The sequence below is a fragment of the Dictyobacter vulcani genome (assembly GCF_008974265.1).
Taxonomy (GTDB): domain Bacteria; phylum Chloroflexota; class Ktedonobacteria; order Ktedonobacterales; family Ktedonobacteraceae; genus Dictyobacter; species Dictyobacter vulcani.
On the sequence record NZ_BKZW01000001.1, the window covers coordinates 355,928 to 369,654 of the forward strand.

Sequence of the window (13,727 nt, forward strand, 5' to 3'; positions counted from 1 at the left end):
CAACTTCTGCTAAACCACTGAACACGACTGTGGACGACCTGATTGAAGTCCATGGTTTTTTTTATGTCTGCTTTCAGACCTCAGCGTGTATTGACCACTAAAATCATGGCATAACCCACGCCTTTTTTGTCGTCTTGTCGTCTTATTGCTCACTGAAAGGAGCTTCTATGCGCATTCCGCTCAAAGATTATCGGGATCTTTTATGGCGCTATCTCTCACCTCAACGTATACGAGTCCTCTTATTGGTATTATTACTCTGTGCTGAAATAACGTTACAACTCATTAATCCGCAATTTTTGCGCATGTTTATTGATACAGTCACCTCAAGTGGACCGCAGTCATCATTGCTGGGAGTAGCTATCCTCTTTATTGTGGTAGCTATCTTCCAACAACTCATAACTATTGCCGCCACCTATATCAGTGAAGTAGTGGGCTGGCGCGCTACAAATGCCCTTCGTGCCGACCTTGCACTCCATCTGGTCAAGATGGATATGTCTTTTCACAAGGTCCATACACCAGGTGAGTTAATCGAGCGCGTGGATGGAGATGTGACCAATCTGGCAAATTTCTTCTCCCAGTTCGTGATCAAGATTCTGGGTGGACTGCTACTCTTGATTGGGATCCTGGTGGTGCTCTGGTATACAGAATGGCATGTCGGACTGGTGCTGAGTCTCTTCGCCTGCGTGGCATTAGTCGCTATCAACAGTGCTCGCAGCATTGCCGTGAAGCCCTGGAAAACCTTTCGCCAGCTAAGTGCAGAACTCTTTGGTTTTTTAGAAGAGAGGCTACGTGGTACAGAGGATATCCGCTCCAGTGGTGCCCAACCCTATATCATGCGTCGGCTATTGATGCTCACGCGTAAGCGCTTCATCTATGGTCGACAGGCACGCATCCTTTCATCTATTCCATGGAGTTTGCCAGCATTGTTTTTTGCGATTGGTTACATTATCGCTTTTAGCTTGATCGCATGGCTCTATAGCAGCAAAGGTATCAGTATCGGCGTCGCTTTCTTGATTTATTACTACACACAACAGCTCTCACAACCAATCATGATGATCTCAACCCAGTTGGAGGATTTTCAAAAGGCCAGCGCAGGCGTTGTGCGCGTGAATGAACTGATGGCACTGCGTAGCCAGCTGAAGGATGGATCAGGCGCGGTCCTGCCGGCTGGTGCGTTGAGCGTCGATTTTGAACAGGTAAGCTTTGGCTATGAAGATGAAGAACTGGTACTGGACGATATCTCTTTACAAATACAGCCAGGCGAAGTATTGGGACTCCTGGGCCGAACTGGTAGTGGAAAAACGACTATTACACGGCTACTCTTCCGTCTCTATGAGCCAGCATCCGGCAGTATTAAGCTAGGGGGAGTCGACCTGGCTCAGGCCCGCCTGGCCGATATACGCCAGCATATCGGGATTGTGACACAGGATGTGCAGCTCTTCTACGCCACGGTACGTGACAATTTGACGCTTTTCGATTCCAGCATTGCTGATCAAAAAATCCAACAGGCGCTGCAGGACCTGGGTCTGACGGACTGGTATGACAAATTAGAGAATGGGTTGGATACAATGCTGGCAGCCAATGGTGGGGGACTCTCAGCCGGGGAAGCTCAATTGCTCGCCTTTACCCGTGTCTTCCTGCGCGATCCCGGCCTGATTATTCTGGATGAAGCATCATCACGCCTGGATCCAGTCACTGAACAGTTAATTGAAAAGGCTATAAGCAGATTACTGGCTGGCAGAACTGCGATTATTATCGCGCATCGACTTGGCACGGTGAAACGCGCCGATACCATTCTGATCATGGAAGCCGGTCACATTGCTGAATATGGAGACCGAAAAATTCTGCAAGAAGATACCCGTTCCCGTTTCGCACAACTCTTGCTTACTGCTCAGGAAGAGGTACATGCATGAAAACCTGGCAATTTTTCCTTGGCCTTATACGCTTTCGCCCCTGGAACTATAGCTTAAATTGTCTATCAATTATAGCGGTGCTGCTTTTTGAAATGGTGACTGGACTGGTTGGCCGAGAGTTTTTCAATCGCCTGACCGCCAGACCAGCAGTTGAGATGGGACTCTGGTGGCTGATCGCGCTTTTATTAGGCTCAACGGCAGGTCGTATCGCTGGCTTAGTAGGATGCCAGTTCACGAACTCACCATTTATTCTCTGCAACACAGCCCTGCTGCAAAAGAATATCCTGTCTCGCATTCTTGAATTGCCGGGCGCACACGCCCTGCCAGCATCATCTGGAGAAGCCATCAGTCGTTTGCGTGATGATGTAGATGAAAATGCTGTTTTTTTAATGGTATTTAATGATCTGATCGCCCTTACAAGTTTTGCCATCATTGCTCTGATCGTAATGCTCCAGATTAACCCGGTCATTACGCTGGCCATTTTCTTGCCCTTAGCGGCCATCACCGCGACGGTAAATATTGCCAGTGTGCAGATTAAAAAGCGCCGTGATGCAAATCGTCGGGCTACTGGAGATGTTACAGGCTTCCTTGGAGAACTCTTTGGCGCAGTACAGGCTATTCAAATTGCTAATGCGGAAGAACAAGCCATCCAGCATTTTAAGGGACTCAATCAAAAACGTATGGAGATGACGGTACGTGACCGCATTTTTGATCAGGTCATGCAGTCCTTTTTCGCCAACACTGTCAGCCTGGGCACAGGCATAATCTTACTCCTTGCCAGTCAGACCATGCATGCCGGCACCTTTACGATCGGAGACTTTGCACTTTTCGTGTATTATCTGGGCTGGATCACCGAGTTCACTACCCTCTTTGGGGGCGTACTGACACACTATAAACAGGCAGGCGTTTCAGTAGAACGTATGTTGACCTTACTCAAAGGAGCACCGGCCCACACATTGATTCAGCCAGGCCCCATCTATACAAAAGGTCCTTTTCCAGAGGTGCCGGAAATCCCACATATTGGAGAGAATCGACTTCAATATCTGACCACCAGCAATCTGACTTACCATTATCCCGATAGTTCTCATGGCATTGAAGAGATTAACCTGCGCCTGGAACAGGGTTCATTCACAGTGATTACCGGGCGCATTGGGGCTGGCAAAACCACACTCTTGCAAACATTATTGGGCCTTTTGCCCAGGGAAAAAGGTGATATTTTTTGGAATGGAAAGGTTATTACTGATCCGGCTACGTTCTTTATCCCACCCTATAGTGCTTATACTTCGCAGGTACCACATTTGTTCAGTGATACCTTGCGTGATAATATCCTGCTAGGATTACCTGACGATGAGCACAAAATTCAGGAAGCACTGCGCCTGGCGGTGCTTGAGCCTGATATTGCTGAAATGAGTGAAGGTCTCAAAACACTGGTCGGACCAAAGGGGGTGCGACTTTCAGGTGGACAGATCCAACGTTCCGCGGCAGCCAGAATGTTCGTTCGACCAGCTAATCTGCTCGTGGTAGATGATCTATCCAGCGCCCTTGATATCGAGACCGAAGGCTTACTCTGGCAACGCATCTTTGCACAAAAGGACCGCACGGTCCTGGCGGTCTCTCATCGCAGGACCGCTCTGCGCCAGGCCGACCAGATTATCGTCCTTAAAGACGGAAGAATAGACGCACAGGGAAAACTTGATGACTTACTCGCTCATAACAGAGAAATGCAGCACCTCTGGCATGGGCAAAGCCACGCGTTTCAGAACGAAGAAATCCTCATGTAAACACTAGATTCAGATACGTATTCAACATTTTAGCGCTTGTTTATCCTAGTAGTGAGACTAGCAAATCGCTAATCTCACTACTAGGATTTTGCTAATCCTTCTTGAGAAAGGAAATACGTATCTCATGAATACAAATGATGATCGGTCGCTCGATAATGCTAAATCTAACTTGCTTGAAATGATTTCCGCTCAGCGCGCACGACGTACTGTTCTCAAAGGAGCTGTAGCTGGCCTGGCTTCACTCTCTGCATTAGGAACAAGTGCGTTAGTCGGATCAGGAGAAGTATTTGCAGATAGCTCACGTTCAAAGCTCCAAAAAATCCTAGATGTTCTTGTCACGACTGAACAGCTGGCAGTCACTACCTATAGCAATGCTGTTACCAATGCTGCAACCCTGGGAATCACTGGAGACAATCTGACATATCTACAGACGGCCCTCATAGAAGAGCAGCTTCACGAACTCTTCCTTGAGTCCCTGGGCGCTCAAGCCGTTAGCAGCTCTTTCAGTTATCCAAATGGCGCGACAACCTTCACTGATCTCACAACATTCATTGATTCACAACAGGCTCTTGAGAATGCCTTTGCTTCTGTCTATCTGAATGCTATCGTCGAAGTTGCCAAGCTCAATGGATATCGCATGGCACAGATCTTCAGCCAGATTGCCTGTATTGAAGCTGAGCATCGTGTTTTGGGACGCTTCATTGCTGGAGCACAACCTGCGAACAACTATGCCTTTGCCCCCGTTCTCACGAAAAAGGTCTCAGAGACGACAGATGTATTGAATACCGCTGGTTTCCTCACTCCTGCCACGGGTAATACCTATACCTATGCGCAAATCAGCACCAGCGCTCCTAACATCGAGTATCGCATGCCTTTTACTGTCTAGTACCACGTATCATGGCGCACCTACCGGGAAGCAAGATATAGTTGGCGCTCGCTACCCACCCATATACCCACGAGTGACAACCTGAAGCCTCCTGGTAGGAAATGGTGGGTAAGGCTGGCAACAGCTTCACCCATCACTCATCCTGCTCAGCCTGGTCTTCTTTATGATACAGATAAGCCATCGCCCCATCGAGTGGTACAGTATAGCCTGAACATAATGCGCGCAGGATGAGCGCACTATATTGATCAGTTAACTGTGTAAATGTCAAAGCATCGTTGGCTGTAAACCACTGATGTGTCCACTGCAGGGCGGATAAAACGAACAAACAAGCGAGCAGGGTATCCGGTACATCAAATACTCCTTCCTTCACCCCGGCATCAATCACACGATAAAAGTAGGAGTCATAGGTCTCACGCATTGACTGAATTTCTTGTCGATGGATATCATCCAGCAACGCCCAGTCGCGCAAGAATACCAGGACATAATCTTTATCCTGAGCAATCACTTCCAGGTGACGATAAATCAGCAAATGCAGTTGTTCCGCTGGCGAGATACTCCGTGGTACGGTCCGGGCCTGGGTCAAAAACAAGCGCGCGACGCGGCTGACAATATGCCAGAGTATATCTTCTTTAGAACCCATCAAAGTATGGACATGCGCCTCGCTCAAATCCAATGTACGTGCAATATCACGCATTGAGGTACCCCGATACCCATAATTACCCAGTAAATTCACCACCAATAACCATTGCTCATCTTTGCTACGCATACTCTTCACCTCTCAACATTCCCCCTGGACAGTAACTTTTCTGCACACCATGCTGCTCAATCGAGTGAACTATTATCAGCGGAGTTCACGATTGCTTTTTTATAGCATGTATTAAAGAAATACCAGGATCAGCACAAAAAATGGAAAGGCAAGCTATTTCGAACCAGAAATATGTGTAGCCAGCAACCTTGTTGCCAGTGTCAGAATGCAGTATAGTAATGATCGCAATAACATCCATGTATTGAAACTATAAGAGATGAGAACAACATGAATCCATTTGATAGAATATTTAACCGCTACCGCAATTTCCCGGACGTAGATCTGAATCAGGGCCGCAGCATTGCCTATTCTCGTAGTACAACGCGCCGCATGATGGAACTCATCGACGCCAATGGCCATGGCAATGTCCATGGAGGCGTTATTATGCGCATGGTGGATGAAGCAGCCGCCATCGTAGCTATCAAACATAGCCAGAGTCCAACGGTCGTCACGGCCAGAGTCGAGCGCTTCGACTTTCTGGCTCCCGCTTTTATTGGAGATGTAGTCGCAGTACACTGCACTATGCACTATGTTGGACGCACCAGCATGGAGGTCGGCGTCGAAGTGACCGCCGAAGATTTAATTAATCGTGAGGTACGTAAGATCGCGAGCAGTTACGTTATCTATGTCTCATTAGATGAGAACCGTAAACCCCGACCTGTACCGCCATTACAGCCTGCCGATGAGGAAGAGGCAAAGATTATCGAGCATGCTCGCCAACGTCGACTGCGCCGCCAGAAAATCGACGAAGAATTCAAACAACTGCAAGCGGCTAACGATGCCCAATAAACAAAAAAGAATGAGGCTCCATTGAATAGTGGAGTCTCATCCTTTGCCTGATTAAGTATGAAGCAGAGAGTTAGAGGTGAAGTGCCTCAACGGCCTCAAGGACCTCATTGGCGTGATCGTCTGGCTTTACCTTGCGCCAGACTTTGCGCACAATACCTTCTTTATCAATCAAAAAGGTCTGGCGATCCACGCCCATGTAAGTCTTGCCATACATGCTCTTCTCTTTCCAGACATGATACTGCTCCGCTACCGTCTTTTCGGTATCTGCCAGCAGAGGAAATGGTAAAGAGAACTTATCAATAAACTTCTGATGCGACTTAATGCTATCCACACTGATACCCAGCACCACCACACCACGCTGCTGTAACACATGATTGGCATCGCGGAAGCCGCAAGCTTCTTTGGTACATCCCGGAGTATCGTCTTTTGGATAAAAATACAATACCACGTTATGGCCTTTCAGGCCACCCAGATGAACTTGCCCATCTTTCACAATCTCTTCACTACCAATAGCAGGAAGCGTAAAATCGGGGGCGGGTTGCTGTTCCTGAATTTCTGTTTCGCTCATAAGAACACCTCATAACATTTACAATAAAGCCTGAAATCTCTGGCAAAATCAGAGCGGGTAATAGTACCCGCTCTAATCTTTTACGCATGCATATAGCGTATCACAAAATTCTATTTTCTACAGACCCTACTGCATAGAAGTAGGTTTATATACTGCATCTTCCTGAACAATTTCTTCTGGCATAGTAATCTGCTCAATACGACCTAACAGGAAGATAAAGCAGAAAATGCCAACCACCAGGATGGCGCCTGCAATCAAGAAGTTGGCAGCAAACGAATTGGTGTTATCAATCACCAGACCAGCGACAATTGGAGCAGCAATACCAGAAAGATTGCCCAGCATATTCATGATACTGCCAACTGAACCAACAGTTCCCTTAGGAGCAATGATACTTGGAATACTCCAGGCTACAGGTGCGGCAAAGGCCAGACCGCCAATAGCGATACTGATCCAGATAGTAGCTATAGTTGCATCGCTGGTAAAAGCAGCACCGATGACAGCCAATCCAAGCAACATACCAATGGTTACAATCGTTTTACGCACTTTGGTTCCGTCGTAGCCTCGGCGGATTAAAACATCTACAACGATACCACCGATAACAATATCCGTGATGGTGGCTACGATCCAGGGGATAACCGTATACCAACCACTCTTCAGCACTGACATGTGCATGGATTTTTGCAAATATCCAGGTAGCCAGGTGAGAAACAGGTAGAACGAATAATTATAGGCGGCAAAGCCAAGGCTGAGTCCCCACACTTTGGGCTGGCGCAAGAGAAAACCCAAACTGGCCAGCGCATTCGTGGGTGCAACCTTTTCCGGCTGCGCTCCACCTTCGACGATATAATGATGCTCTTTTTCAGAGAGGGCCTTCGATTCACTGGGATCGCGATAGAAAATCCAGTAGATGATGGCATACACGACATTGATGGCACCTGCAACCAGAAAAGCGGCGCGCCATCCATAGCCCGCAACGATAACCGCCATTAAGGGTGCACCAATGACCGAAGAGAACTTGGCAGCAGCGTCAAAAGCTGAGGTTGCCAGTCCACGTTCTTTCATTGGAAACCAGTAGCCTGTTGCTTTAGAGGCACCTGGAAAGACTGGAGCTTCACCAATACCAAGCAGGATACGTGAGAGCATGATTAAGCCAAAACCACTCACAAGACCTGTCATGAATGTCGCTAAAGCCCAGATAATGCTACCAATACGATTAAGCCAACGAACACCAAACCGATCCAACCATGCACCAACCGGGAGCTGCAAAATAGCATAACTCCAGAGAAATGAGGATAGTATCAGACCAGTCTGAAAATTAGAGAGCCCAAGCTCTTTTTGAAGTGGAGACAGCGCAACTGATATGTTCACACGGTCCAGGTAATTAACGATAATACCTAAACTCAACAAGCTCGCAATGCCCCAACGCACATTCCCAACACGTTCTTTCATTGTAAATTAACCTCCATATATGCCCTTCACCGGGCATCTCTACTGTAGCACAAATAGCTTACCCCAACAATATGATTGTTCGATTAAAAATAACACTTCATACAAATAACAATAAAACTCCTGGTGAGTAAAAAAATATGTGACTGTAGAATATTTCTACAGATTTGACATAAATTAAGACGTTGGTTTATAAAAAAACGAGAATGAAATAAACCCTGATAGAACCATCGTTTACGTTGACAGGCCCTTTGCTTTCTATTATGCTTGAAAAATACTGACTGATTAGCATCTTTACCTATCCTGCCAGATAGGATAGGTAAGTAAAGAAAGCGATAAGAACAGATGGCAGCATATTTTGTGGTTGATGTGAAAGTAACTGATCCTCAACTATATGAGGAGTACCGCAAACAGGTGGGTGCAACCCTGCAAACATACGGCGGCAAATTTATTGTCCGTGGCGGACAGGTTGAAGTCATTGAAGGTGAATGGCCGGTGCAACGTCTGGTGATACTGGAGTTTGAGGATACAGAACAATTCAAACGCTGGTATCATTCGCCCGAATATACCAAAATCCGCGCTATTCGCTTCCAGGCATCCGAAGGCCGGGCATTACTGGTTCAAGGGATTGAGTAGCATCATCCCGGTCTATCTTTAAGCGATTCTGAGTTAAAGAGTAATAAATAACAGCAGACCCAAACTTTAGTAGAAATCGAGGTCTGCTGTTATTTATTATGTAGCTAAAAGTTCAGAAAGCGATGATATTCACAATCACAAGCATGCTAGAGACAAGGATAGTCAGTATCAGCGCCAGCACATCAAAGCGCTGCAACTGGAAAGCACGCAACCTGGTGCGATGCCACCCACCAGAGCTACCATAACAGCGTGCCTCCATTGCGATATTCAAGACTTTGACTTTCTTAAAGCCGCTGACAAAGAGAGGAATCAACAATAAAGCCATCTTGGAGACGCGCTGAAACAGATTTCCCTGATCAAAGTTTAATCCCCGGGCCGTCTGGGCCTTCATCAGGCGCTCCACTTCAGTTACAAATATCGGCACAAATTTTAAGGCAATCACCAGCACCATGATCAGCGCATTAATAGGAATACCAATCTTTTGTAGTGGTGCGCCCAGTGACTCCATGCCATCCGTCAAGTCGACCATCGAAGTGGTGAAAGAAAGCATCGTGGCTAAATAATAAAGGAAGAGCACCCGCACAATGGTTAACAGGCTTGCAAGGATACCGGCCTGACTGATGCCAAGGATCCACCAGTGCCAGAGCCACTGTGGCGCTTTAGCTGGCGTATAGAATAACACTTGAAAAATAAAAGCGATGAACAAAAAGATGATGAATGGCCGCAGGCTACGCAGGATATAGCCCAGTGAGAGATGTGACATGCGATGCAGCACAATGCAAAACAGCAAACATAATGCAAAGGCGAGATATGAACTGAGAAACGAAGTCAAACCAATCAGGAGTACGGCACAGATCAGCTTGACGCGCGGATCCATACGCGCCAGGGCCGAGCTATTATTGACATATTGTCCAAAAGTTACATAGCGTGATAGTTCAAGCATAGATACCACTCCTACAATCAACACTACTTAAAGAATATGATCATGTATTTTCCGCAACTCGGCCTCCAACTCAGCCTGATCTAACACATCGGTACGCAACGAGGGAAACCTGGAGCGTAATGAGAGTGCAATCTGTACAGTTTCAGGCAAGGCAATATCCAGAGCATGCAATTCGTGTGCCTGAGCCAATATCTGACGGGGTACATCACTAAAAAGCACGCTCCCTTTATCCAGGATATGAATGGTATCAACCAACTCAATAACATCCTTCAAACTACTAGACGCATAGATAACGGTCAGGTCTTCACTCTGCTTGAGCGTTTGAATCAAACCGAATAGTTCTCGACGTCCCCTTGGATCCAGGCCAGCCATTGGCTCATCAAAGATTATCACTTTGGGCTCACATGCCAGCACACCCGCAATCGCTACCCGACGCTTCTCCCCTCCGCTTAATGCATACGTGTAGCGTGAGCGAAAATCTTCATAGGAAAGGCCAACGGCTTCCAGCGACTCTTGCACCAGACGCCGCGACTCAGCCAGCGTGACCTTGCGCTGACGCGGACCAAACGAAACATCTTTACCGACCGTCTCCTCAAAAATCTGGGAATCAGGTGATTGGAAGACCACCCCTACACGTGAGCGCAGACGTGCCATGTTAAAGCCCTTGATCGCTGTATTTTCTGCCTCAAAAAAGAACAAACCAGAGGAGGGCTTGATAAGTCCAGCCAACACATCAATCAGAGTAGATTTACCTGATCCAGTTGGACCGACGAGGCCCACAGTCTGGCCAGCACGGATTGAAAGAGAGACGCGCCGCAATGCCTCGTGCGCAAAAGGGGTATCCTTTCTTAGAATATAAGAAGCTTCTTTCAGTGCAAAAATTGCTGACGGATCAGGCACGGATAAATGCACTGGTGCCTGCGCAGATAAAAAATCTGCAGATACGGGAGGGTCAACTACAATAGCAGAAGACGACTGCTCAAGATCAAGTGGAGGAAGTAATTGTTCGGGGGTAAGTACAACTGGAGGGATATTCGCCCATCCTTGCGCACGCAATACGTGGCCCAGTTGTGTCACTAGTGGTACATCGAGACCCACAGCCTGCAATTCAGCCATACGGGCAAAAATCTCGTTCGGAGTGCCATCCATCAGTATCCGGCCCGCATCCATCACAATCACGCGATCAAAGGAGACAATTTCCTGCATAAAATGGGTAATATGAATAACCGCAATCCCTTGCTCATGCGCCAGCCTTTGTACGGTTTTCAATAACTGGTCTGCAGTCTTGCCTGAGATCATAGTGGTAGGCTCATCCAGGATCAGGTAACGTGGTTGCATTGCCAGTACACCAGCAATGGCGACCCGCTGCTTAAGACTGACCGATAATTCGCTGATAGACAGTTGCGCGTAGGCTTCTAATTCCAATACCTGTAATGCATTCTGCACGCGAGCCGCGATCTCAGAGCGTGAAAATCCCAGATTTTCGGGTCCAAACGCAACTTCATCGATGACGGTACTGGCAATCAACTGATCATCAGGATTCTGAAATACGATCCCGACACGCTGGCGAATCTGCCAGAGATCTGCTCCCAGGCTAGCGGTAGGCAACTCATCCACCAGGATTGAACCAGACTGAGGAACCAGAATTGCGGCGAGCAGTTTGGTCAGTGTACTCTTACCGGAACCATTGTGGCCGATAATGGCCACCGTTTCGCCGGCATGAATCTGCAGGGATATATCCTGAACCGCAGGAGGAATACCAGCTTCCTCCTGCGTACTATAGTTAAATGTAACGTTCTTAAGCTCAATCATAAGTTAGTACGGCAATTCATCCCGAGATTTTGTATCAGGAGCATGAACGAGGCGAGCTTCCAGGATATAGAAGATACGCACCAGGACGACGGTCATGATGGCGGCGATGATCGCTTCGATGATTGATTGTACCAGCACCACTGGAATAATTACCTGGGCTGGAAAATAGCCACGGATAATCAAGGCCCCAACCACCAGAATAGTGTTCGTTGCGGCACCAACAAAACCAGCAGCAGCAGCAGCCACATCTCGATTAAAGCGTACTAACGCGGCAAAGGTGGCCCAGGCAGTCAAGCCAATAAACATACGTGGCAAAATAGCAACGGTAGGATCCTTAAAGAAGGGTTCGGTAGCTCGGAAGAAACTTAATACACCAAAGATAAGGCCCGAAATAAGACCAACAATCGGACCAGCAATCACACCTCCAATAATGGTTGGAATATGCTCAATGGTCGCATTTCCAATGGCATTGGGCAAAGGAATAAAACCGAGATTAGGTACCACCCCAAGAATGATGGTAATTGCCGCCAGCACGCCTGCAATAATAATACGTTCCGTGGTAAGTGACCATGGACGTGCAGTGGAAGGATTTGCGCTAACGTTGCTCAAATTCATGCTCCTTCTGGAAGAAAAACGCTTCAGAGAAAAAGGCGATTCATTCTCCTGTGTAAAATCGGGCACGTTCAGATACCAGGAAGTTTTCTGCCAGGCCTCCATTCTCTGCAATGATTAATGTTACAAGCTTATGCAACCACTTCCATATTTGTCAATAGCAATTATTTGGATGAGTGTCTGGCCGTCCTCGTAAATGGATAAAACCTGGCTCATCACGAGTGATTCGTAAAATTAAAATGTTGCGGCTGTTACTTTCCTGTCAACATAAAGAAAGCAGTCAGCCTTTAACATGAAGGCTGACTGCTCTCTTTCACAGTTTGCATGAGTAGTAAAAACTATCAGGCCAGATCAAGCATGCGCTGTAAGGCAACACGGGCCCAGTGGGAGGTCTCTTCATCGACACTCACCTGATTGATCACGTTATCATCCAGTAACCCTTCCAGTACCCAGGCCACGTAAGCGGGATGAATGCGATACATGGTTGAACAAGGGCAGACAATGGGATCAAGGCAGAAGATGAATTTATCAGGATTTTCCTGAGCCAGGCGATGCACCAGATTAATCTCAGTGCCAACCGCCCACTGGCTACCTGCAGGAGCTTTCTCAATCTGCTCGATAATGTATTCGGTTGAGCCATAGAGATCAGCCGCTTCAACAACTTCCTGTCGGCATTCAGGATGCACGAGAACATTAATGCCAGGATAGTCGACACGAGCTTTCTCGATCTGCTCTACACTAAAACGCATGTGGGTCGAACAATGACCTTTCCACAGGATGATTTTGGAATTGGCAAGTACTTCTTCCGCATCATCAAAAGCCATCGGATCTTTGGGATCCCAGACCACCATCTGCTCTGCCTGAATTCCATAATGGGTAGCCGTATTACGTCCAAGATGCTGATCAGGAAAGAAAAGCACGCGCTTTCCTTGTTTAAAAGCCCAATCAATAACTTTGGGCGCATTGGAAGAGGTGCATACAATACCACCATTAGCACCACAAAAAGCCTTCAGATTGGCAGCCGAATTCATATATGTAACAGGAATAATGCCAGCATCATCTCCCAGGGTTTCATGCAATAGTTCCCAGCATTCTTCGACTTCGGCAATATTAGCCATATCCGCCATCGAACAACCAGCCGCAGGATTAGGCAAGATCACTTTTTGATGGGAGAACTCAATACATCAGCGCTCTCCGCCATGAAATGGACGCCGCAGAACACAATATAATCCGCGTTCGGGCGTTGGGAAGCCAGTTGCGCCAGTTTAAAAGAATCACCCCGATAGTCAGCATATTTAATAATTTCGTCACGCTGATAATGATGACCCAGGATTACCAGACGTTCACCCAGAGCCTCACGGGCCACTGCGATACGTCGATCTAATTCCTCTCCACCCATCTCTGCATAAAACAAAGGAATAGAGTCAATGCGTTTTGAGACATCGTAACGGGCGCGTTTCTGCGGCTGAGCAGTGGTAGAACATGCGTCTCCTGGCTCACTGCACACTCGGACTTGATCGCCATGGTTTTGCTCCT

The 13,727-nt window shown here is 47.4% G+C and carries 11 protein-coding genes and 1 pseudogene; 5 read left to right on the forward strand and 7 right to left on the reverse strand.

Translation table 11 applies throughout. The features are described from left to right. The first annotated feature begins 167 nt into the window (after positions 1-167). The 3 genes from KDW_RS01465 (at position 168) to KDW_RS01475 (ending at position 4,580) form a co-directional block, all read left to right on the forward strand. On the forward strand, positions 168-1,913 hold the full coding sequence (locus KDW_RS01465) for an ABC transporter ATP-binding protein (RefSeq protein WP_151754319.1): 1,746 nt from the start codon (positions 168-170) through the stop codon (positions 1,911-1,913). Beyond that, positions 1,910-3,694 carry an ABC transporter ATP-binding protein gene (locus KDW_RS01470; protein WP_151754320.1) on the forward strand — a complete coding sequence of 595 codons (1,785 nt, stop codon included), beginning with the start codon at positions 1,910-1,912 and terminating at the stop codon, positions 3,692-3,694. The genes KDW_RS01465 and KDW_RS01470 overlap by 4 nt, the downstream gene beginning before the upstream one ends. 124 nt (positions 3,695-3,818) lie before the next feature. After that, positions 3,819-4,580, forward strand: coding sequence for a ferritin-like domain-containing protein (locus KDW_RS01475; RefSeq protein WP_151754321.1), 762 nt, complete (start codon positions 3,819-3,821; stop codon positions 4,578-4,580). A 133-nt stretch (positions 4,581-4,713) separates the two neighbouring features. Here the strand turns inward: KDW_RS01475 and KDW_RS01480 are convergent, their stop codons facing one another. Continuing rightward, the gene (locus tag KDW_RS01480; RefSeq protein ID WP_151754322.1) at positions 4,714-5,346 is read right to left on the reverse strand and encodes a TetR/AcrR family transcriptional regulator; all 633 of its coding nucleotides are present in this window, start codon (positions 5,344-5,346) and stop codon (positions 4,714-4,716) included. Positions 5,347-5,613: 267 nt separating this feature from the next. Between KDW_RS01480 and KDW_RS01485 the strand changes: the two genes are divergently transcribed. Then, positions 5,614-6,174, forward strand: coding sequence for an acyl-CoA thioesterase (locus KDW_RS01485; RefSeq protein WP_151754323.1), 561 nt, complete (start codon positions 5,614-5,616; stop codon positions 6,172-6,174). Positions 6,175-6,244: 70 nt separating this feature from the next. On the opposite strand, the gene bcp is transcribed toward KDW_RS01485, so the two are convergent. After that, positions 6,245-6,742: a thioredoxin-dependent thiol peroxidase gene (bcp, locus tag KDW_RS01490; RefSeq protein ID WP_151754324.1), complete on the reverse strand. Its 498-nt coding sequence runs from the start codon at positions 6,740-6,742 to the stop codon at positions 6,245-6,247. 126 nt (positions 6,743-6,868) lie between these two features. Next, the gene (locus KDW_RS01495; RefSeq protein WP_151754325.1) at positions 6,869-8,191 is read right to left on the reverse strand and encodes an MFS transporter; all 1,323 of its coding nucleotides are present in this window, start codon (positions 8,189-8,191) and stop codon (positions 6,869-6,871) included. 342 nt (positions 8,192-8,533) lie between these two features. On the opposite strand from KDW_RS01495, the gene KDW_RS01500 reads away from it, so the two are divergent. Further along, positions 8,534-8,824: a DUF1330 domain-containing protein gene (locus KDW_RS01500; protein WP_151754326.1), complete on the forward strand. Its 291-nt coding sequence runs from the start codon at positions 8,534-8,536 to the stop codon at positions 8,822-8,824. Between the two features lie 112 nt (positions 8,825-8,936). Here KDW_RS01500 and KDW_RS01505 read toward each other — a convergent pair whose 3' ends face one another. From KDW_RS01505 to nadA, 4 genes and pseudogenes are all read right to left on the reverse strand, one after another. Next, positions 8,937-9,767, reverse strand: a complete 831-nt coding sequence (locus tag KDW_RS01505) for an energy-coupling factor transporter transmembrane component T family protein (protein ID WP_151754327.1) — start codon at positions 9,765-9,767, stop codon at positions 8,937-8,939. A gap of 27 nt (positions 9,768-9,794) precedes the next feature. After that, entirely contained in the window at positions 9,795-11,579 is a 1,785-nt protein-coding gene (locus KDW_RS33530) for an ABC transporter ATP-binding protein (RefSeq protein WP_151754328.1), read from the reverse strand. A gap of 3 nt (positions 11,580-11,582) precedes the next feature. Further along, on the reverse strand, positions 11,583-12,188 hold the full coding sequence (locus KDW_RS01515) for an ECF transporter S component (RefSeq protein WP_198925156.1): 606 nt from the start codon (positions 12,186-12,188) through the stop codon (positions 11,583-11,585). Positions 12,189-12,532: 344 nt separating this feature from the next. Then, positions 12,533-13,590: pseudogene (nadA, locus tag KDW_RS01520) on the reverse strand (quinolinate synthase NadA). Positions 13,591-13,727 lie beyond the last annotated feature (137 nt).